20 protein-coding genes are annotated in these 20,473 nt (G+C 43.2%); 12 read left to right on the forward strand and 8 right to left on the reverse strand.

What is annotated here, in order from left to right:
- Positions 1-99: 99 nt before the first annotated feature.
- Both IQ217_RS11955 and IQ217_RS11960 read left to right on the forward strand, forming a co-directional pair.
- Entirely contained in the window at positions 100-324 is a 225-nt protein-coding gene (locus IQ217_RS11955; RefSeq protein WP_194020114.1) for a type II toxin-antitoxin system HigB family toxin, read from the forward strand.
- A gap of 224 nt (positions 325-548) precedes the next feature.
- Positions 549-884 carry a helix-turn-helix domain-containing protein gene (locus IQ217_RS11960; RefSeq protein WP_228024334.1) on the forward strand — a complete coding sequence of 112 codons (336 nt, stop codon included), beginning with the start codon at positions 549-551 and terminating at the stop codon, positions 882-884.
- 198 nt (positions 885-1,082) lie between these two features.
- Here the strand turns inward: IQ217_RS11960 and IQ217_RS18965 are convergent, their stop codons facing one another.
- The 5 genes from IQ217_RS18965 to IQ217_RS11980 all read right to left on the reverse strand — a co-directional run bounded on the left by IQ217_RS18965 (position 1,083) and on the right by IQ217_RS11980 (position 5,229).
- Positions 1,083-1,613: an IS630 family transposase gene (locus tag IQ217_RS18965; protein WP_338117497.1), complete on the reverse strand. Its 531-nt coding sequence runs from the start codon at positions 1,611-1,613 to the stop codon at positions 1,083-1,085.
- On the reverse strand, positions 1,598-1,954 hold the full coding sequence (locus tag IQ217_RS18970) for a helix-turn-helix domain-containing protein (RefSeq protein WP_228025756.1): 357 nt from the start codon (positions 1,952-1,954) through the stop codon (positions 1,598-1,600). The genes IQ217_RS18965 and IQ217_RS18970 overlap by 16 nt, the downstream gene beginning before the upstream one ends.
- 142 nt (positions 1,955-2,096) lie before the next feature.
- Entirely contained in the window at positions 2,097-2,867 is a 771-nt protein-coding gene (locus IQ217_RS11970) for an SDR family NAD(P)-dependent oxidoreductase (protein ID WP_194020115.1), read from the reverse strand.
- Between the two features lie 23 nt (positions 2,868-2,890).
- Positions 2,891-4,720: a signal peptide peptidase SppA gene (sppA, locus tag IQ217_RS11975; RefSeq protein ID WP_194020116.1), complete on the reverse strand. Its 1,830-nt coding sequence runs from the start codon at positions 4,718-4,720 to the stop codon at positions 2,891-2,893.
- Positions 4,717-5,229 (reverse strand): Ycf51 family protein, encoded by a 513-nt coding sequence (locus IQ217_RS11980; RefSeq protein ID WP_194020117.1) that lies wholly within the window; start codon positions 5,227-5,229, stop codon positions 4,717-4,719. The genes sppA and IQ217_RS11980 overlap by 4 nt, the downstream gene beginning before the upstream one ends.
- A gap of 38 nt (positions 5,230-5,267) precedes the next feature.
- On the opposite strand from IQ217_RS11980, the gene IQ217_RS11985 reads away from it, so the two are divergent.
- The 3 genes from IQ217_RS11985 to IQ217_RS11995 all read left to right on the forward strand — a co-directional run bounded on the left by IQ217_RS11985 (position 5,268) and on the right by IQ217_RS11995 (position 8,559).
- Positions 5,268-6,053, forward strand: coding sequence for an alpha/beta fold hydrolase (locus tag IQ217_RS11985; RefSeq protein WP_194020118.1), 786 nt, complete (start codon positions 5,268-5,270; stop codon positions 6,051-6,053).
- Between the two features lie 133 nt (positions 6,054-6,186).
- Positions 6,187-7,470, forward strand: coding sequence for a glutamyl-tRNA reductase (gene hemA / locus IQ217_RS11990; protein WP_194020119.1), 1,284 nt, complete (start codon positions 6,187-6,189; stop codon positions 7,468-7,470).
- Positions 7,471-7,728: 258 nt separating this feature from the next.
- Positions 7,729-8,559: a hypothetical protein gene (locus tag IQ217_RS11995; protein WP_194020120.1), complete on the forward strand. Its 831-nt coding sequence runs from the start codon at positions 7,729-7,731 to the stop codon at positions 8,557-8,559.
- On the opposite strand, the gene IQ217_RS12000 is transcribed toward IQ217_RS11995, so the two are convergent.
- From IQ217_RS12000 to IQ217_RS12010, 3 genes are all read right to left on the reverse strand, one after another.
- A complete protein-coding gene (locus IQ217_RS12000) occupies positions 8,498-10,354 on the reverse strand; it encodes an ABC transporter substrate-binding protein (protein WP_228024062.1) in 1,857 nt (618 codons plus the stop codon). The two genes, IQ217_RS11995 and IQ217_RS12000, sit on opposite strands and share 62 nt — an antisense overlap.
- Complete coding sequence (locus IQ217_RS12005; RefSeq protein WP_190598894.1) at positions 10,347-10,727, reverse strand: hypothetical protein; 381 nt, start codon at positions 10,725-10,727, stop codon at positions 10,347-10,349. Before IQ217_RS12005 ends, IQ217_RS12000 begins: the two co-directional genes overlap by 8 nt.
- Before the next feature lie 276 nt (positions 10,728-11,003).
- Positions 11,004-11,969: an Npun_F2552 family protein gene (locus IQ217_RS12010; RefSeq protein ID WP_194020121.1), complete on the reverse strand. Its 966-nt coding sequence runs from the start codon at positions 11,967-11,969 to the stop codon at positions 11,004-11,006.
- A 179-nt stretch (positions 11,970-12,148) separates the two neighbouring features.
- On the opposite strand from IQ217_RS12010, the gene IQ217_RS12015 reads away from it, so the two are divergent.
- The 7 genes from IQ217_RS12015 (at position 12,149) to IQ217_RS12045 (ending at position 20,459) form a co-directional block, all read left to right on the forward strand.
- A complete protein-coding gene (locus IQ217_RS12015; protein ID WP_194020122.1) occupies positions 12,149-12,610 on the forward strand; it encodes a DUF29 domain-containing protein in 462 nt (153 codons plus the stop codon).
- Positions 12,611-12,656: 46 nt separating this feature from the next.
- Positions 12,657-13,118, forward strand: coding sequence for a DUF29 domain-containing protein (locus IQ217_RS12020; RefSeq protein WP_194020123.1), 462 nt, complete (start codon positions 12,657-12,659; stop codon positions 13,116-13,118).
- Positions 13,119-13,215: 97 nt separating this feature from the next.
- Positions 13,216-13,677 (forward strand): DUF29 domain-containing protein, encoded by a 462-nt coding sequence (locus IQ217_RS12025; RefSeq protein WP_194020124.1) that lies wholly within the window; start codon positions 13,216-13,218, stop codon positions 13,675-13,677.
- A 165-nt stretch (positions 13,678-13,842) separates the two neighbouring features.
- A complete protein-coding gene (locus IQ217_RS12030; protein WP_194020125.1) occupies positions 13,843-14,304 on the forward strand; it encodes a DUF29 domain-containing protein in 462 nt (153 codons plus the stop codon).
- A gap of 130 nt (positions 14,305-14,434) precedes the next feature.
- Positions 14,435-15,334, forward strand: coding sequence for a class I SAM-dependent methyltransferase (locus tag IQ217_RS12035; RefSeq protein ID WP_194020126.1), 900 nt, complete (start codon positions 14,435-14,437; stop codon positions 15,332-15,334).
- 7 nt (positions 15,335-15,341) lie between these two features.
- Positions 15,342-17,930: a tetratricopeptide repeat protein gene (locus tag IQ217_RS12040; RefSeq protein ID WP_194020127.1), complete on the forward strand. Its 2,589-nt coding sequence runs from the start codon at positions 15,342-15,344 to the stop codon at positions 17,928-17,930.
- A gap of 66 nt (positions 17,931-17,996) precedes the next feature.
- Entirely contained in the window at positions 17,997-20,459 is a 2,463-nt protein-coding gene (locus tag IQ217_RS12045) for a tetratricopeptide repeat protein (protein WP_194020128.1), read from the forward strand.
- The last annotated feature ends 14 nt before the right edge of the window (positions 20,460-20,473 follow it).

Genomic DNA, 20,473 nt, shown 5'->3' on the forward strand with positions numbered 1-20,473 from the left:
GTCTCAAATTATCTGGTGCTCAATGGTCTCCCAAGAATGTTAACCGAATGCTACGCCTGCGCTGTGCCTATCTTAATCACGCCTTCTCTATGAGTATTTATGCTTGCTGACAAACTGGGATGCTCCCGTCAAACCTTTCCCCATGCCGATCCAGTTGGGCAACTAACTGTATTTAACATTGGTGGAAAAAATTATAGGCTCATCACCAAAATTGTCTTTCCCACCAAAGAAAGCAATAGTGGCCGAGTTTATATCAGAGCCGTGTTAACCCACGCAGACTATAGCAAAGGTAATTGGAAAAAGGATTCATGGTTCAAATCATAAATCTAATTTCCTAAAAGATTAAGGAATAGCTAACTTAGAAAAAATCCTAAAATCATCTTGCTTTCCTCTTTAAACACTTAATTTTTCAGATTAATCTTTGTCAAAAATAAATTACCCTACTTGCCATAAAAATATTGCTATGCGCGTTACATATTTAGACTTAATTCAGTCTTTCCCCCCCCCGACCCATTCGCTCCGCCCAAGAGCTTGAAGCAACTCAAGCAGTGGTTAATAATCTGCTCGATACAGAGGCGTTAACCGCTGACGAAGAAGATTACTTGGAAGTTCTTGGCACCTTAATCTACGAATACGAACAACAGCAAGGGGATATTATTTCTGATATCCACGGTGCAGAACTTCTGCAAATTTTGATAGAAGAAAATGAATTAAAGCAAAAAGATCTAGTGCCAATTTTCAAAACAGAATCGATTGTTTCTGCGGTGTTGAATGGCAAGCGACAACTCACAACCCGCCATATCCAAGAATTGGCTAAATTTTTCCATGTCTCACCGGCTGTATTTTTCCCTGCGAATTCTTCTGGGGATTTTCTTGTCGCCTAAATTAATCTCTGGGAATATAAAATTAAGCCCTGAATATCTTCATTCTGGAAAACCAATCCAACAAGTGATGCAAATATTCGTAGGGGCATTGGCATGAGTTGCCAAGAGTTTGTTGCAGGAACAAAATTGCTGCGCCATCACAACAACAATTGACTCACCCCCAAAATTATCGCTCTCCTATAGCAAAGGACGAGTTAGTTAGGACAGTTCTCTCAACGCTATATCCAATGCAGAAATCAGCGATTCTCCATTACTAACAAGTTGGGAAACATAACGTTTTAGTCTCGCCCAGAACTTCTCAATTTTGTTCAAGTCTGGTGAATATGGTGGTAAAAATATAACCTCACACCCAGCTTTTGCTAGCAATGCCTTTATTCTTTCTTTCGGATGGAAGCTTGCATTATCCATGATGAGTATCTGACCTGGTATTAACTCTGGTAATAACATTTCTTCTATCCATGTGCATACTACCTGAGCGTTACAGTATCCTTCAAATATCATTGGAGCTATTGTTGTTCCATTCCACCAACAACTTATTATGCTGACTCTCTTGGTTCTATGTCCTAATTTATTTGCCTTGAATCTCTCTGATTTATGACAGTACCCATAGGGGTAGTCTAGAGTGTCATCTAGACCGGCTTGATCCATATATGTCAGTCTTTCTGGCGCATATTGCTTGATTTCATCTTCAAATGCCTTTCTCGCATCCTCATCTATTTCCCTGTAAATATAAGTTTTTTTTTCCTAGTAAATCCTATTTTCTTTAGAGCCTTACTTATTCTTATTCTACTTACAGGCTCTGGCCATTTTTCTGCCATTTGTTTTTGCGTTAAATGACCGTTCTCTTCCGCAAATTCTCTGAATTTATCCAAATCATCTATTTTCGGTCGTGGACCACGCTCATAATCTCTCTTCGGGGCCACGCTTCCTGTCTCTTTCTTCTTTTTTATCCATAGGTCTAAGGTGTTGCGACTAATGTTCAGTGTTCGGCAGACATGGCTTTTCTTCTCTCCTTTTTCTACTGCACTTACCGCTTTCTCTCTTAGATCTATACTGTAGGGGGCTGGCATCGCTTTTTTCCTAACTCTTTCCCTATATTATGTCCTAACCTTAGCAATCTTTGCTATATCAGAAAAGGGAAGATAGAAAAGCGATAGTTGCAATCTCCTGATTTTGGCTCGATCAGCTGTATGTAGAACTTTCACGGACAGATTACCAGGGCAAAATACTGCCATCCCAACTATAAAACGTGCCACTATTTTCTAATTTTACCTGCAACAAAATCGCCATTAATTGCCCTACAGTTCGCTCCACAGTAAATAACTTTTCCGGGGGCACATTTTTCTGAAATGGCTGAGACAAGGAAGTGTCAGTGGTGCCAGGATGGAGCAAAATTACTGCACATTGGGGCGCAACTCGACGGTATTCGATCGCCGTATTTTTGAGCAACATATTCAGCGCCGCTTTAGAAGCTCTGTAACCGTACCAGCCGCCCAACTGGTTATCGCCAATGCTCCCCACTTTAGCGGAAATAGTGGCAAAAACACTGGGGGAAGCATGGCGGAAATGGGGCAAAAAATGTTTAGCTAACAACGCCGGCCCAATGCTATTAACGGCGAAATATTGCTGTAACTGTGATGGCTGTAAATGGCGCAAACTTTTTTCTGGTGGGTTGTCATCCACATGGAGAATGCCCACACAATTGATCAGCCAATTAACTTCGGTTTTACCCAATTGCTGACTAAATTGTGCAATCTGGCTTTCTGAAGTAATATCCAACGGCACCAAGGTTAAACGGTCAGGATTTTCCTGAGCTAAATGATCCAACTCGGCGATCGCCTGGCGGTAGGTGGCCCAAATTTTGACCGGAAAGGGAACTTGGGTAAGGAAATAACGCACAAAACCTAAACCAATGCCCCCGGATGCCCCCACTATGACCACCGTTTGGGGATGATTGTGGGCTGGAAAATTCTGGTTTGCCATGGGATCAACCAACCAAAAAATGGTTAAGGATTAAGGAAATGGAAGGAAAAGGGCAAGCGGGCATAAATACCTTGGGGATCATTGAATTGAGCCAACTCTGCCCATTCCCGCTCCAACTGTTGCCAATTGCTTTGCAGAAATGGCGGTAGGATGACGGAGTTAGTCTGGGTGAAACTATGGCTTAGATTGCTCCATAGGAGGGAATTTAGCCCCCTCGGGGTGGGATATTCCTTTACTTGCCATTGCTCTCCCAACTCTGCTTGGGCCGCCGCTAAGGTCAAAGCCGTTTGCAGTCCCCCCAGTTGATCCACTAGCCCAATTTTTTGAGCTTCCACCCCAGTCCAAACTCTCCCCTGGGCCACGGAATCCAAGGCGACGGGGAGTAAATTGCGGGCACTGCCTACCTTGTCTAAAAAAACATCGTAAACTCTATCCACCGCCCGTTGGAAAATAGCTAACTCCAACTCGGTTTTGGGTTTAATGCTGGAACCCACATTGGCCAGCTTCCCAGTGGCCACTTCGTCCCAGTTTAGTCCCAGGCGATCGCCTAAATTTTCCACGTTAAAGAGAATGCTAAAAACCCCAATGGAACCGGTGACGGTGTTGGGTTGGGCGACAATTTTTTCCCCAGCGGTGGCAATCCAGTAACCACCGGAAGCCGCCACATTGCCCATGGAAATAATCACTGGTTTCTGGGCCTGTAAAAGCTCCACTTCCCGCCAGATAGTATCCGCCGCACTGGCGCTACCACCGGGACTATTAATTCTGAGTACCACCGCTTTAATGTCATCATCCTGACGAATAGTTCTTAACAGTTCCCCATAGCGATCGCCGCCGATATTTTCCCAGGTGCCCCTACCATTAACAATGGAACCTTCTAGGTAAACAATGGCTACTTTGGGGCCTTGGTCGTGGCTTTCGGCTTCCCATGTTTGTAGCCGATGGTACTCAGCCAAACTAATTTTTCTAAACTCCTGTTCTTCTTCTTCGTCCGCTTCATCGGAGTCATTAATCCAAACCCCTGACTGTTTTAACTCCGCCAAAGCTTCATCCCAATAGGTCACTTTGTCCACCAACTTTTCCCTTAGGGCTATGTCGGCAAAGAGTAAACCTTCTTCATTGGCGATCGCCTGGAGTTGGGGCACTGTTAATGAACGATTATCAGCAACACTGGTTAAATAAATTTGCCAAATTTGCTCTAGCAGGAGCTGTTGTTGCTGGCGATTTTCTGGACTCAGGTTTTTCCTGGTGTAAGGTTCAATGGCCCCTTTGTAGCTACCCACCCGCAGGGTCTGTACCCCAATGCCAGCCTTGGCCAACGCTCCAGTAAAAAAAATTGGCTGGGTTCCCAAGCCGTTCATTTCCACCCCACCCATGGGATTAATTAAAACGGAGTCGGCAGTGGAAGCCAAATAGTAGCCTAGTTCACTATAGTTAAGTCCGTAGGCAATAATCTTTTTGCCCGATTGTTTAAATTTAGCTAGGGCCTGTTGCACCTCACTTAAGTTGGCATAACCTTCCACTTGGTTACTGCGACGACCATCAATTAATAGGGCCACAATGCGGTCATCTCCGGCGGCCTTTTCAATGGCATTAACCACCGTTCGCAGGGGTAAAATTTCCTCCCGATTGCCCAGTAAACCCTGCTGTAAATTGAGGGTAGGGCTGGTGTCCCTGATGGGGGTAGCTAGATCGAGAATGAGGGCAGTTTTTTCCTCCAGTACGGGGTCTGCCTCAGCCGCAATCAGTACGAACAACAACACCAAACTGCTGGCCCCAAGGCTAAGCAAAACCACAATGGCTGCCAAGGTTCCGAGGAAACTAGCCACCATTTGCTGGAAAAAATTCTTCATGCCGGCTGACTGCGTGCTAATTCCTGGAGGGCTTTACGGTCAAGTTTAATCTCAATTTGATCGTTTTCCTTGGTGCCTAGGGTGCGGTAGGCGGAGCCTAGATAGAGGGGTTTAGTCAAGCCGGGCTGGGGATGGACCAAAGTTCGGGCCCGAATGACCATTTGTTCATTGCCATCGGTGGAAATGCGGCCGAGGGAAAAGTAATTATTGGCGGCCTGTTTGAGGGTGGCTTCCACTTCCGTGGGGGATATGGTCACCGGCACACTAATGACAAGTTGATTGGCGCCATTGTCATACACCCGATTGAAGCGCACCGACCCTTCCACTGCTGGGCGGTCAAACATGCCCAAACCGAGGCCAAAAATACCCACCGTTAAAACCGTCATGAAGCTCGTCACCCCCACCAGGCGAAAGCGGAATCCCCAACGGAAGATAAAGGCCAGCACCATGAAAATGAAACTGGCGATCGTAGCGTAGGCGGACCAACGAAGATAAATGGTAACGTCCATAGGTAGGGAGAGAATTACGTCAACAAATCTAACAGAAAATGCAGTTAGTTAATCTTCATCCCCCCGATCGCCAACGGCCCAGCTTGCTTTATTTGCCTGGGTTGGATGGCACGGGTAAATTGTTTTATCGGCAACGGCCAGAGTTGGTGGATTACTTTAACCTGCTAGCTCTGCGCCTGGCTCCGGGGCCTCTCCCAGACGATTGGTCGGCGATTGCCAAGGGATTACACCAACTAATCCAGCAACAGGAGGGGTTGACGTTGCCCCTCTACCTCTGTGGGGAATCCTTTGGGGGTTGCTTGGCCCTGGCCTATAGCTGTTTATATCCCCGGGAAGTGGCCAAGTTAATTTTAGTCAATCCTGCCACCGCCTTTGACCGTCGCCCTTGGTTACAGTGGGGCATTCCTTTCCATCAGTGGTTACCCAGCGCCCTACAAACCGTCACCACCCTCACCGGGCTACCCTTTTTAGCCGCCGTAGAACGTTTACAGCCCCAGGATCGTCGCCAATTGCTCAATGCTATGCGCTCCATTCCTCCGGCGATCGTGGCCCAAAGGTTGGCTCTGTTGCAAAGTTTCAACCAACAGGGATTAGACCTAGGAAAAATCAGCGCCCCCAGCTTAATTTTGGCCAGTGGCCGGGATTTACTACTGCCTTCCGTAGAAGAAGCTCACAAGTTACAGTCCCATCTTCCCAAGGCCATGGTGAAAATATTGCCCCACAGCGGCCACGCCTGTTTGCTGGAAAAAGAATTATCCCTACAAAAGATTTTGCAAACTTCCCAATGGTTACCGGAGCTAGTTTTACTTAACAAAAATTCATGAGCCCCGGCGGTATTGACCCTTGATTGTGGTCTGCCATTCGGACTACATTGCAAAGATTAGAGAAACTTGTTTAACAAAAAACGTCGTAATTTTTGCGACCACCACCTTATTAGAGAATCCTTTAGGAGAACCCATGAATATTGCCGTTGTGGGACTGAGCCATAAGACAGCCCCGGTGGAAATTCGCGAAAAACTCAGCATCCAAGAAGCTAAGTTGGAGGAAGCGTTAACCCATCTGCGGAGTTATCCCCACATCGAAGAAGTCACTGTCATTAGCACCTGTAACCGCCTGGAAATTTACGCGGTGGTGACGGACACGGAAAAGGGGGTGGTGGAAATTACCCAATTCCTTTCCGAAACTGGCAATATTCCCCTGGCAACCCTACGCCGTTATTTGTTTACCCTCCTCCACGAAGATGCGGTGCGCCATTTGATGCGGGTGGCCGCTGGCTTGGAAAGTTTGGTGCTGGGGGAAGGGCAAATTCTCGCCCAAGTGCGTACTACCCATAAGTTGGGACAAAAATATAAAGGGGTAGGTCGTCTGCTCGATCGCCTCTTTAAACAGGCCATTACGGCCGGTCGTCGGGTCAGAACGGAAACGGACATTGGTACGGGAGCCGTGTCCATCAGTTCCGCCGCGGTGGAGTTGGTCCATCGTCAGGTGGATTTATCGAGCCAAAAAACCGTCATTATCGGGGCCGGTAAAATGGCTTGCTTGCTGGTAAAACATTTGTTGGCCAAGGGAGCTACGGACATCACCATTGTGAACCGTTCCCAACGCCGTTCCCAGGATTTAGCCAACCAATTCCCCCAAGCCCAACTGACCCTCTGTCCCCTCACCGATATGTTTACGGCGATCGCCGCTGGGGATATTGTCTTCACCAGCACTGGAGCGACGGAACCGATTTTGGATTGCCAGAACTTGACTGGCTGTGTGGTTAACCGCAAGAGCTTAATGCTAGTGGATATTTCCGTGCCCCGTAACGTGGCCGCCGATGTCCACGCCATGGAACAAGTGCGGGCTTTCAACGTGGATGACCTGAAGGAAGTGGTGGCCCAGAACCAAGCCAGCCGTCGGCAGATGGCCAGGCAAGCAGAGGCTTTACTAGAAGAAGAAATTGCCGCCTTTGACCTCTGGTGGCGATCGCTGGAAACAGTGCCCACCATCAGTTCCCTCCGCAGTAAGGTGGAAGATATTCGGGAACAGGAATTGGAAAAAGCTCTCTCCCGTCTGGGCAGCGAATTTGCCGAAAAACATCAGGAAGTAATCGAAGCCCTCACCAGAGGCATCGTCAACAAAATTCTCCATGAACCCATGGTGCAACTGCGGGCCCAACAGGACATTGAAGCCCGTAAGCAATGCCTGCGCTCCCTAAAAATGCTGTTTGATTTGGAAGTGGAAGAACAGTTCGGTTAGAACTTGTTGTGAACTACTCCTTTCTGTTAAAGCGAGGCAGGGGAATTTCCGCTTCTATAAAGTTGAAAGACTCTCTACCCGTTAGTTATGGGGGATTTAACCCTAATTTTTTCCGTTTCCAAGTTGTTAAGCACTCAAAAACCAGCTCCCTGTTCTCCCCTGGAGTCGTTTTCCCTTTTGGTCCCCGTCCCCAAGGCCTAGCCAAACTCCTAAGCTAGAATTATCGAGGAAGATATTAGCGCCGAGGACAACTAGGCCATGGCATTGGTCCACAGCGGGGTAATTGAGAACTATATCCAACGGGTGACCGAGTTAAGTCAATCCACCCAGCGCATTCCCACCAGCGCTGAACTGGAGGCGATCGCCGGGGAGCTGGGCATTGAGCCGGAGGAAATCAAGGCCGCCCAAAAACAGGCAACCGACCATTTCACCAGAGCCCAGGGCTATATGCGTTTGGGTTATTGGGATGATGCGATTGCGGAGCTGGACGATGCCATCGCCTTTAATCCCGGAGAATCAAAATTTTTGCTTTGTTCCGCTGAAGCCCACCTCGGTAAGTGGAAACACCATCACCGTGCCCAGGATGCAGATCAAATGCATTTACGGGTGCGCCAATGTCTATCCTTAGACCCTGGTTGTGAAGCAGCTTTAAATTTGCTGGGGGAATTTAGACGGCGGCAGAGGAGCTATTTCCGCACTTTAATGGGGGGTCTGATCTTTGCGGGGGCTGTGCTCTGTGGAGGAGGAATTTACTATTTTCTCCAGGGGGGACTACCGTTTGTAATTGAAGAAAAGGCCCGTTTGGAAGATTTACAAAACACCATCCAAAGCCAAAACGACACTATTGACCAATTGATTGGGGAACAGAAAGCCCTACGGCGGGAATTTGAAGCTGCCCTAAATCAGCAACTGCAAGAAAATCGTCAGAGCGGCGATCGCCTCAATAAACTGTATGCCCGCTTTAAATATCTAGAGGATAAGGTCAAAGAATATCAAAATCCTCCCATTGTGGTGCCGACCCCAGGCCCTACTTCCCCCCCGGCCCAGGGGAATTCATCACCGCCGTTGGTGGATGGTCGCAAAAACTAATGGCAGGCAAATTCCAGAACGCTCCCCCTAGGGCAGAATACTCAATGCCGCAAAAGCGATTGCGCACCGCCGAGAGGGAATAGGGACTCACCAGATAAATAAAGGGCAAATATTCCTGCACCTCCATCTGCATTTGGTCGTAAACCAGACTGCGTTCCTGTTGGGGAATAATTTGGGAAGCTTTTAGGGCCAAATTGGCGATGTTCTGCTCCCAGGGAGCCACCGTTTGTCCCTGTAAAGGTTGGGCGCCGGCCTGGGGGTGCTGGTTAAACATATGTAAATTGCCCTTAACATACCAAACATTAGGTATATGGGGATCGTTGCCGCCGGTTAACCCTAAAACCACCGCATCCCACTCCAAGCTATTGCTTAATTTGTCCACCAACACGCCAAAACTGATGGGGCTAAAGTCCACTTGCATGCCCAATTTACCTAGATCTTCTTGAATTTGGGTACCCAAAGCTTCCCGAACTTTATTACCGGCGTTGGTGTTGAGTACAAAGCGGACACGGTTACCCCGATCATCCAATAATTGTTGTTGATTGTTATAGGTAAAGCCCCCTGCTTTTAGTAATGCCTGCGCTTTTTCTGGGTCATAGCTATAGACTTTGACATCGGGATTAAAAAAGGGAGATTGCACGGGGATAAAGGAATTTTGCTTTTCCCCCAGCCCCCGATAAATGTTATTAACCATTCTTTCCCGGTCAATGCCATAGGCGATCGCCTGACGGAAATTGAGATTATTAAACCAGCGGGATTTAATTGGGTCCACTAAGGGTTTGCCCTGGCGTTTACCTTGGTTGAGATTAAAGGTTAAATAGGTGCTAGCGTAGGTGGGGCCACCGTTGTAGATGACAAAATTACCCCGTTCCTCTTCCTGTTTGAGCAGGGAAAAGGATTCCGGTGGCACTCCCAGGGAATCTAAACTGCCAGAACGAAATTGCAGCAAGGATGTATCGGTGCTTTCCACAATGGCCCACACCACCCGGGGAATATAGGGTAGGGATTCACCGTTGGGGCCCTTTTCCCAATAATAGGGATTCTTACTAAAAATTACCCGTTGACTAGTGACGTAGCGGGCTAATTTATAGGGACCATTGACCACAATTTGATCCGGGGGAGTGTTGGTGCCCCAGGTGCTCAAAAATAAGGGATTGCCATTTTCATCGGTCTTTTCCACCGTTTCCCGCAGAATATGGGCGGGCAAAATCGGAAATTGGGCTGTGTCTAAAAAGGGTGCAAAAGGTTCTGGGATGTTAAAAGCCACCTGGCGATCGCCTACTTTTGTGATCTTCGGTTCGGCCTGACTTTCTCCCACCTTCAAACCGTCCCGGTAATTATTGGGAATTTTGGGGTTTAAATAAAGATCATTGTAGGAAAATAGTACGTCATCGACGGTGAGGGGTTCGCCGTCCGACCAGCGTAGACCTTCCCTGAGGGTAAAAGTGATGGTCAAATTATCCGGGGAAATTTCCCAACTTTCCGCCAAAGCTGGTGTTCTTTCCCCAGTGAGGGGATTTTCCCTGATTAGCCCTTCGTAGATATAACCAAAAACATTGGGGGACTCCTGGGAGAGAACGGCATTAAAAGTTTTGGGGTCACTGAGCACGGAAAAAACTACCTGGTCTTTTAGTTCCGGAGAAAAACAACCTCCTAAGGAAAAAGTCAGCACGAGGCAACACAACACCATACTGACTAATTTTCGTCCCCAACTCCGACCCAGTGGATAATTTTGCTGGCCTAACTTTTTTACCTTGGCGATCGCCGTCTTCCTTTGTTCCACCACCCTATTCATTGCTACTTTGTTTCCCCAATGCGTAAACTGCCCCTGTGAAGACCGTCAATATGGCCAAGCTGATGGACCAACTCCCTCCTAAGCCCCATTTCAAGCCCCAATTACAAAGGGCTCCCATGACGAGGAAGGGCAAAATACTCATCACCGAAGCATAGAAAGCATTCTGGGCTTCCCGAGCCTCTCTGGTGCGTTCATATTCTTCCACAGAAGTGTAGAGGGAACGTTCGGCAAAGTTAAACCACCGTTGCAACTGTTCAATTAGCCAATTGCGCCCACTGCCCCAAGTTAGGTACAGCCCCAATGCCCATAGGGTTGCGCCGGCAATCATCGCCGTATTAATGGGAATTTCGAAAGGAATCCAGTCCATGAGCATGGGGAGCGCCATCTAAAGTTTTTAGGATTTTAACAAACCCCCTGCCCCCACCACGGCGATCGCCCCTGGCCACCGATAACGGAAAACTTAAATTTAGCCTAAATCTAGCCATGAATATCCGTCTCTAAAGTACAGATAAACGTGAAAAAGAAAGCCGCCACTGAAGCAATGGGCGACCTCTAGCAATCGGAGGGTGATATTGACTTTATGTCTTATCTTTAGGTTAAGGCCGGAACGGCGGGCTTTATGTAGCCTATTTGACGAAAGTTCCCGTAACTAGGCTTTCCCCGTATAGATATGTAAGGGTTCCTTGACAAAGCGAATGTAAAAGTGTTTAAACGTGGAGCGCAATACCCTGGGCAGGCCAAAATCAATGGGCATCAACACTTCCGGTAGTTTCCAATTATCCACCACCAACTCCCGGGGATGGGCCAGAGGAAAGGTCAATTCAGCGGCGGTGGGATTGAGTCCTAGCCGTTCCTGGGCCGCCATGGTGGGAATAGTAGCGGGGTCTAGTTGCAAAATATTGGTGATGACAAAATCTAGGGCAAACACATCGGGGCTAGCGGCCAATAACCCCACTTCCCTGGGGTCACCGTGCATCGGGCCATTGCCTTCATGGGCCATAATGCCATCCAAAATAGTTAAATCCGGGGCGATCGCCTTGGCAGTTTCCACCAGCATTTCCCCAAAGCGATTGGCATCTTTGCCAGCTTCCATGTGCCACCAAGCTTTCATTTTGCCGGGGACGCAACCGAATAAATTTTTTACCCCCATGGTCATGGTCAATTGGGAATGGGATTTAAGCTTGGGTAAATTAATCACCACGTCTGCATCCATGGCCTCCTTGGACAGGCGCAAATGATTAAAATTATCGCTATCAGTGGCATAGCGCCCCCCCCGGAATTCCACAATGGGAATATTCAATGCCTGCAACAGAGGCAAATAGCCATTATTCTCTGCCACGCCCCGGGCTGAACCAAACGCAGGACTATCCCCCATAAACGGTTTACCGCCTGCTTCCTGCACCAGCTGGGCCACGGCGGCTACCATTTCAGGGCGGGTAATACATTCCCTGCCGGGCCGGTTGCCAGTCAACAAATTGGGCTTGAGCAAAACCCGATCGCCTGGTTTGACAAAGTTGCCCATGCCGCCGAGAGGTTCAATTAAAGTTCTCAAGGAAGCCAGTAAACTGACCGCTTCGTAGGATTGGGCACGGAGCAAGCTAACGGGTTTGACCATGGTAGCGGCGAGTGATTGTAAACAAATGTGAATATAAACCTATTTCCGATTCTAGTCACATCAGACCCAAGATGCCAATTTGGGGGACAGTGCGCAATGTCGGGACTTTGAGAACGATAAACCCTTAATAATCACCAAAAATCCCGTTTATAATCGATTAACTGATTGGGATAAACAGAATGGTTGCGGAACTAACCAAAGGGAAAACTTTGTATGACACCGACTATAACCTCTGGGTGTTGGATATGGCGGCAAAACTTAAAAGGCAAGAATTTTCTGCCCTAGACTTAGAAAATTTAATTGAGGAGATAGAAGATTTGGGCCGGCGAGATAAGCGAAAACTTGAAAGTCTGCTCATGAAATTAATTGAACACCTCCTAATTTTGCAATATTGGCAGGCAGAAAAGTACAAAAATAGGGGGCATTGGGAACGGGAAATCTTTAATTATCGTAAGCAAATTAACCGTCTTTTAGCAGACAGTCCTAGTCTTAATAATTATCTGAACAATAAATTTCATTCTTGTTACTTAGATGGAAAAAAAATGGCAAGCAAACATTCTCAACTTCCCCTCAACACTTTCCCAGAAGCTCCCATCACGACCCTGGAAGATTTACTAGATGAGGATTGGTTACCGGAATAGACGAAAACTAGAATTAAGTTTATAACTAGTCAATGAGGTAGATATTATGGGTGCTGAACTCTGCAAAACCAATACAAATCTTTATGATACCGATTACAATCTTTGGGTCTTGGAAACCATCGCCAAATTAAAAAATAAAGACCTAGAAAGTCTAGATTGGGAAAATTTAATTGAGGAGATAGAAGACTTGAGTCGGCGCGATAAACATAAACTACAAAGTCTTCTCAATCATATTTTTGAACATCTCCTTTTGATTGTTTACTGGCAAGCAGAACTTGTTCGGAATCAAGAGCATTGGGAAAGGGAAATCTTAAATTTCCGCTTACAATTCATTCAGGTATTAGAGGATAGTCCGAGTTTGCGTAATTATGCAAGGGATTATTTAGCTGAGGGGTATAAAAGAGGCAGAAAATTAGCGGCCAAACACTCTCAACTTCCACTCAGTAAGTTTCCCGAATATCCTATTGCTACTCTTGAACAGGTAATTGACGAAGATTGGTTGCCCTAGGCGATCGCCACATGACTCATTTGGGTGTATAGATGTTATCCCCATTGATTGAGTGGAAGTTAAAATAAGATTTATAACTAATTACGAGGTAAATACTATGGTTGCTGAACTCCGCAAAACCAATACAAATCTTTATGATACCGATTACAATTTATGGATTTTAGACACTGTACAAAAGTTGCAATGCAAAGATTTAGACAATCTGGATTGGGAAAATCTAATTGAAGAGGTATTGGGTTTGGGGCGCAGTGACAAAAGAAAACTCGAAAGCTTAATGACACGGTTAATAGAGCATCTTCTCAAATTGGGCTATTGGCAATCTGAAAGAAATTATAATCAAAATCACTGGCGCAGAGAAATTCGTAATTTTCGCAAACAAATTAAACGAGAATTAAAGGCTAGTCCTAGTTTGAAAAATTACCTTGTCCAAATATTTGACGAATTATATCAAGATGCAAGGGAATTATTAGCTGATGATTCCGGGTTACCCATCGATATATTTCCCGAGCAACCCATTGCTACTCTTGAACAGGTAATTGACGAAGATTGGTTGCCCTAGGCGATCGCCTAGGTTATTGGTTATTATTAACATACTGAAGTTGTTCTTGCAATATAACATCAGCTTGAAATTCCCCAATTATACGATCATCCTTGAGAAATTTCTGTGTTTTTCTACGAAAGTATCGACAGTAAAACAAGTCAATTCTAAAATTTGAGGTACATCATGGTTACTGAACTTCCCAAAACAAACAAAAGTCTTTATGAAACGGACTACAATCTCTGGATTTTAGAGACTGTTAAAAAAATGCAATGCCGTGATGTGGAGAGTCTGGATTGGGAAAATTTAATTGATGAGGTATTAAGCTTGAGCAAAAGTGATAAACGAAAACTAGAGAGTTTATTGATGAGGTTAATCGAGCATCTTTTAAAGTTAGGTTATTGGGAAACAAAAAAAGAAAGAAATAGAAATCATTGGAAGGGAGAAATTATTAATTTTCGGAAACAAATTAAACGTCTTCTGAGGGATAGTCCTAGTCTAAAGCCCTATCTTAGTAGTGTTTTTAAAGAATGTTATCAAGATGCAAGGGATGTTGTTTCACAAACATCCGATCTTCCAATTAGTACATTTCCTGAGCAACCCATTGCCACCCTTGAGCAGTTACTGGATGAGGACTGGTTGCCCTAGGCGATCGCCGATAAACCCCGCTGTCGGTTAGGCCAGAATTAAAACCAAAATTGCTAAGTTTTTTGAAGAGGCGATCTGCATCTGAGTTTTCCGGGTAGGTTAGTAGGGTCTTATTTAGTGACGCAAATTTATGAGTGAAGGATTGAGATTTTATTGGTATCAAGGGGTTGATGCTCTTCTGAAGGGCGATGAAGCCTTGGCTCAAGATATTTGGATGTCGGCTATGTTAGAATGCCGGGTGGATGATGTACAAGAACGGACGGCGGAGTTGGTGGAGGTTCTGGAAGACACGGCGATCGAGTCATTACAAGCCGGAAATTGGGCAGGGGCTAGAAAATGCTATGAAATGGCGTTGGAGATTGATCAATCTTTTGAAAATTTAATTCTCAAAAAAATTCTTTTTTGGCAGGAAATATACACTCAACATTGTGAAAATCGGGGATACGAATTTAAGACTGATTGGTTCAGTGGTAACATTCCCATTTGGAATCAAGTTCTAAAAAAATTTATGGGTTCTCCTAATTTATCTTTTGTGGAGGTGGGCAGTTGGCAGGGCCGGGCAACTTGTTGGTTATTGGACAATGTTTTAACTGATTCGTCATCCACTATTATTTGCATTGATACTTTTCAGGGCAGTGTTGAGCATGAGTCTATGGGTTTGGGAGAGGACGTTAAATCGTTAGAGTCGGTTTTTGACTATAATATTCAGCGAACGGGTAGAGCAGATCAAGTTAAAAAGTTAGTGGGTTTTTCCCAAGATTGGTTACGCCAATTGCCACTTAACTCTTTTGACTTTTACTATGTTGATGGCTCCCACATTGCTAGCGATGTTATGGAGGATGTTGTTTTGGGTTGGGGATTACTGAAGGAGGAAGGCATAATTATTTTTGATGATTATGGCTGGGGAGCTTACCAGGATCAACCGACGATGCACCCTAAGTTAGCAGTTGATTCTTTCTTGGAGGTATTTAAAGATCGTGTCAGGGTTATTTGCAAAAGCTATCAGGTTATTGTTGAAAAAGTTGTGTAGGATTTGAATGAAAAACTCAGATCAACTCCAATGGATAATATCTCTCATTGAGCAAGCTGATTATGGAAACGCTACTGACTATTTAGAACAAATCTTAGAAGTAAATCCTGGTAATTCAACAACTTTTTGCTGTCTAGTGTTGGCTTACATTTTAATGGGTGAGCCAGAAGCCGCTGATGCTACCTGGATTAACCAGCTGATCAATGCAGATGAAGAAACTATAAAAAACACTAGCTTGGAATTATGCCAATTACTAGAGCAATGGATAGTGAAAACTTTAAATAATCAACAACTAGACCAGGCTAAATCTATGTATTTGGCCTTGAGATCTATTGATGAAGAATACCACAATCCTGCTCTGCAAGATTTGTTGATAAACGAAATTATTTTTCTTGGACAAAAGCTTGAATCAATAAATAAATATAAAGAGGCAATTGAAATTTACCTAGAAGTTCTGGATTTAAATGGTAAGCAAAATGAAGTTTATTATCAATTGGCCTACAGCTATTATAAGCTTGAAAATTATACCGAGGCTAAAAAATGGGCTTATAGAGCCATTAAATCTGGTTATCGATTGGGAGATTCTCACTACCTGATGGGCATAATTGCAGAAGGGCTAGAAGACTATGTATTAGCTAATACTAGTTATCAAAATGCTAAAATTTTTTATTTAAATAACAATCATAATGATGCTAGTAAGTATCATCTTGCTGGCAAATGTGCGGAAAAGCTTGGTAGTAGTTCTTCGGCTAATGAATATTATAAAAAATCGATTACGCTACAACCAAATACTCTAGCATTTTATTTGTCTTTGGCAGAGCTATACGAAAAGCAACAACAGTATGAACAACAAATTAGCGTTTTTGGAGATGCCCTCGTTTATTTTCCCCGTCATACTCAAGTGTTTGCCAAGCTGGGTCAAGCTTATTTACATTTGGGGCAAACGAATCTAGCCAATTATTATCTGGGCTATAGCTACTACTATTCAGATGAACTTGGTAGTTTGAGCCAAGCTTTAGAGCATCTAAAATCTTTTTTTGACAATTATTTTAATCATGAGTTGGTAGATTTCAACTTTTATCGAGATTTGAGTAAATGTTATTTAGTTTCTAATTACACTAAGGATGCTCTTAATATCTTAAGGTTAGCCTTGGATTTATTTAAAGATAAGGAGTTTACTATCAATAGACTAATACAATCAACATTTCCCATTCTCTACTCTAGCTTGCAAGAAATTAATTTCTACCGTCAAAATTTTGCCCTTAATCTTGCTGAAACTTGCCAATTAAAACCCATTAGCTCATCAGAAAAGATAGATTTTCTTGAGAGTCTAATCACCGGTTCCAATTTTTACCTTAGCTATCAAGGACGTAATGACACAATTCTGCAGAAAAAATACGGAAAATGGATACAAGATAACTTAAAAAAAATATTGCCAGAGTGGACAAACCAAAACAGGTTAACTCAAAAATGTGAAAATTTATTGTCCCGGAAGATTCGTATTGGCTTAATCTCTTTTCGCCTTAGGGGTTTAGGTTTACTTTATCTCGGTTGGGTCCGGTATCTCAACCATGAGCGATTCCATATAACGGTCTATGATTTTATTAATTCTAGTGAAAAAACAGATGCAGGCTTGGTTGAAGATTTTACTCGTTACAGTGATCAATTAGTTACAGTTTCTATTAATTGTCTATCTGGAATGGACATTGCTAATCGCCTAATTAGTGATAATTTAGATATTCTCATTTATACTGAATTAGGATTAGATCCAATTCTAAATCTTCTCTGTCATTTACGATTAGCCCCCATTCAATGCACAACTTGGGCCCATCCCATTACCTCCGGTAGTCCTGCCATTGATTACTATCTTTCCAGTCAATTAATGGAGCCTCATAATAGCCAAAGACACTATACAGAAAAATTAATTAAATTACCCAATATTGCCTTTCCCTTGCCACCGGTTGATTTTATTCCGGATAATAAATCTCGCACTGATTTTGGCTTGGAAAATGATAAAATTATTTATTTATGCTCCCAATCTTTATTTAAATACCTACCTCAGCACGATTGGATATTCCCTGAAATCGCCCAAAGAAGTAATAATTTCTGTTTTGTTTTTGTTGATCCTCCCAATGGACCAATGGTAACAAAATTTTTTCAGCAACGTTTAGAAACTACTTTTGGTTGTCTTAATCTAAAGTATCAAGATTACTGTCACTTTTTGCCCCGATTAAACAATGCTGACTTTATGAATCTTAATTTGGTAGCTGACATTTTTTTGGATTGTTTAAGTTGGTCGGGAGGATTAACTACTCGCCAGGCTATTGGCTGTAATTTACCGATAGTTACTTGTCCTGGAAAATTTATGCGAGCCCGCCATTCTTACGCCATGTTAAAAATGATTGATGTAACAGATACTATCGCTAGTAATGCAGAAGAGTATATTAAGATGGCAGTCAAGCTTGGTCTGGATGACCAATGGCGAGAGCAGATTCGCAGTAAAATGAAATATAATAAGCAAAAACTATTCAATGACAGAGATTGCATTAGGGGTTTAGAATCATTTTTTATAGAAGCTGTAGCTAAAATTAAATAAAACTTTTGTTCCTTTTTACTGCTTATTTTTGTCCAGCATTTTTTTGATTTTTAGAGGGTATGATTAATGTCAGAATATTTGACTCAAGTAGTAGAATTAATCGATAGAGCAAATTTTGATGAAGCATTAAAGATTCTGGAAAACTTAAATTGGAATAAATCTACAAATTCTTGTGCTTATCAATATTTGGGACTTGTATATGTTTTAATCGGGGAAGTAAGAGCTGCCGAGGAAGTGTTTTTATCTTACCTGTTATCGTTAGAATCTACGCAAGCAGAATCAGCATTAAAAGATCTGGTTTATTTTCTCCAAACTAATCTTACACAGGAGCTTAAGTTAAACAGATTAGGTAATGCAAAGTTAATTTACGAAGTAATTGTTGAATTAGATCCTGGTTACGAGAATAGTGGCATGAGGGAAAAACTAGTAGAAGCTATAACTTTCTATGCCTCTTCCTTAAGTTTTAGTAAAGATTACGCAGATGCTGTGGCGATTTACGAGCAGGCGTTGCAGTTAGATTCAAATCATGGGGACACACTACATTCTCTCGCTCTTACCTATTATCATCTTAAAAACTATCAAGAGGCAGAAGCTATAATTACTAGAGCAATCACTATAGACGAAACTAGAGTTGATAATTATCTGCTTTTAGCCATAAATTTGGAGCAACAGAGGCGTTGGCAAGATACAATCAATGTCTGTTATCAGGCTCTCAACTATGACTCTAAAAACTTAACTATCTATGAAATTCTGGGTAGAAGTTATAGCAAACTTAGGCAATGGAATAAATCACTAAATGTTTATCAACAGTCACTGTCACAGTACCCTAAGAATACTTTTTTTCTCCAGAAAATGTCAGATACTTATTCAGAACTTGGAGATTTAAAAAATCAACTTTTATACCAGGGTTATGCAGACTATTCCAGCGGTAATACTGGCTCCCTCTGGTTAGCATTAAAGAGTTTTCATAAATATTTACGTCTAACTGATGGTTCTGAGATTAATGATTTTTATTTTTATGGTTGCCTAGCAAATTGTTATGCTATGTGTAATCAGACAAAATCTGCTATTGATTGCCTAGATGTAGCATTAAATTTGTTTCCCCATAATCGTCTAGAGATCAAAAGACTGCACCAATCTGTACTGCCAGTTCTTTATTCTGATACACAAGAGGTTGAGTTGTATCATCAACGCTTTAAGCTTCTTCTTGATGAGTTAATAAAAGAGAAAATTTTGAAAACTCAAACAGGAATAGACGATTTTATTAAGTCCATTTCAAAAAAAAGCAACTTTTATCTGGCCTATCAGTACAAAAACGATTTAGAAACTTATAGGGTTTACGGAAATTACATAAATGAAAATTTTCAAAAAATGCGTCCTAGCTCTTGCAAGCCTATTATTCCTAAAGCTCTAAGCAAAAAACGTAAAATTCGTATTGGTCTCATATCTCAACGTTTGGAGGGATTAGGAAGGCTTTATTTGGGATGGATAAAATACTTAGATAGAAAAAAATACCAAACTTATATTTATAGCGTTTGTGAGCAAAATGAGGATTCTATTGTAGGACTAAAAGTAGATTTTCAAAAATTCAGTTTTCAGTATAAATCGATTTACTATAGCATGGGCTGGGATGAAGTTTGTCAGGTTATTCTCGATGATCAAATAGATGTACTTATCTTTCCTGATTTTGGTATTGATCCTATTCTTAACCTCTTAGCTTATTTGCGTTTGGCCCCAGTTCAATGTACCACTTGGGGTCATCCTGTCACATCCGGTAGTCCCACCATTGACTATTTTCTTTCCAGTGATTTGATGGAACCAGAAAATGGAGACAAGCACTATTCAGAAACTCTTGTTCGTTTGCCTAATCTTGCTTTTTCTTTGCCTCCCGTGGAATTGCCTTCCCTAGATAAAACAAGAAGTGATTGGCAACTGGGAAAAGACAAAGTTATATATCTTTGTTCCCAGTCTATGTATAAGTATTTACCTCAGCATGACTGGCTTTTTGCCGCCATTGCTGCCGAAAGTGAAATGTTTCAATTTGTGTTTGTTGATCCCATACACGGCGAAGTGATCAGGAACTGTTTTGCCCAGCGCTTAAACCAAACTTTTACTAAATATGGTTTGGACTATCGGGACTATTGTGTTTTTCTGCCGCGCTTGTCCAATAGCGATTTTCTCAAGGTTAACCAATTGGCAGATATTTTTCTTGACTGTCTGAGTTGGTCTGGAGGATTAACTACCCATCAAGCTATCAGCTGTAATCTACCCGTAGTAACCTGTCCTGGGAAGTTTATGCGGGCGCGCCACTCCTATGGCATGCTCAAAATGATTGACGTTACGGAAACCATTGCCCAAAGTCCAGAAGAATACATTGAGATTGCTGTTCGACTGGGAGCAGATAGTCATTGGCGACAGCAAATCAGAGATCTTATGGAGAAAAATAAAAACAAATTATTTGATGACCAAGAATGCATCAAGGGCCTGGAACAATTCCTTTACAATGCAGTTATCAGCCGAGCAGTTTAGAGATTTTATAGGTT

This window comes from Synechocystis salina LEGE 00031, from assembly GCF_015207985.1.
In the GTDB taxonomy this organism is placed as follows: Bacteria; Cyanobacteriota; Cyanobacteriia; order Cyanobacteriales; family Microcystaceae; genus Synechocystis; species Synechocystis salina.

Excerpts from the sequence above, each read along its gene's own strand:
- IQ217_RS11955 (WP_194020114.1), top strand. The coding sequence starts at position 100 with ATGCTTGCTGACAAACTGGGATGCTCCCGTCAAACCTTTCCCCATGCC.
- IQ217_RS18970 (WP_228025756.1), bottom strand. The coding sequence starts at position 1,954 with ATGCCAGCCCCCTACAGTATAGATCTAAGAGAGAAAGCGGTAAGTGCA.
- IQ217_RS11970 (WP_194020115.1), bottom strand. The coding sequence starts at position 2,867 with ATGGCAAACCAGAATTTTCCAGCCCACAATCATCCCCAAACGGTGGTC.
- sppA (WP_194020116.1), bottom strand. The coding sequence starts at position 4,720 with ATGAAGAATTTTTTCCAGCAAATGGTGGCTAGTTTCCTCGGAACCTTG.
- IQ217_RS11980 (WP_194020117.1), bottom strand. The coding sequence starts at position 5,229 with ATGGACGTTACCATTTATCTTCGTTGGTCCGCCTACGCTACGATCGCC.
- IQ217_RS11985 (WP_194020118.1), top strand. The coding sequence starts at position 5,268 with ATGCAGTTAGTTAATCTTCATCCCCCCGATCGCCAACGGCCCAGCTTG.
- hemA (WP_194020119.1), top strand. The coding sequence starts at position 6,187 with ATGAATATTGCCGTTGTGGGACTGAGCCATAAGACAGCCCCGGTGGAA.
- IQ217_RS11995 (WP_194020120.1), top strand. The coding sequence starts at position 7,729 with ATGGCATTGGTCCACAGCGGGGTAATTGAGAACTATATCCAACGGGTG.
- IQ217_RS12000 (WP_228024062.1), bottom strand. The coding sequence starts at position 10,354 with ATGAATAGGGTGGTGGAACAAAGGAAGACGGCGATCGCCAAGGTAAAA.
- IQ217_RS12005 (WP_190598894.1), bottom strand. The coding sequence starts at position 10,727 with ATGCTCATGGACTGGATTCCTTTCGAAATTCCCATTAATACGGCGATG.
- IQ217_RS12010 (WP_194020121.1), bottom strand. The coding sequence starts at position 11,969 with ATGGTCAAACCCGTTAGCTTGCTCCGTGCCCAATCCTACGAAGCGGTC.
- IQ217_RS12015 (WP_194020122.1), top strand. The coding sequence starts at position 12,149 with ATGGTTGCGGAACTAACCAAAGGGAAAACTTTGTATGACACCGACTAT.
- IQ217_RS12020 (WP_194020123.1), top strand. The coding sequence starts at position 12,657 with ATGGGTGCTGAACTCTGCAAAACCAATACAAATCTTTATGATACCGAT.
- IQ217_RS12025 (WP_194020124.1), top strand. The coding sequence starts at position 13,216 with ATGGTTGCTGAACTCCGCAAAACCAATACAAATCTTTATGATACCGAT.
- IQ217_RS12030 (WP_194020125.1), top strand. The coding sequence starts at position 13,843 with ATGGTTACTGAACTTCCCAAAACAAACAAAAGTCTTTATGAAACGGAC.
- IQ217_RS12035 (WP_194020126.1), top strand. The coding sequence starts at position 14,435 with ATGAGTGAAGGATTGAGATTTTATTGGTATCAAGGGGTTGATGCTCTT.
- IQ217_RS12040 (WP_194020127.1), top strand. The coding sequence starts at position 15,342 with ATGAAAAACTCAGATCAACTCCAATGGATAATATCTCTCATTGAGCAA.
- IQ217_RS12045 (WP_194020128.1), top strand. The coding sequence starts at position 17,997 with ATGTCAGAATATTTGACTCAAGTAGTAGAATTAATCGATAGAGCAAAT.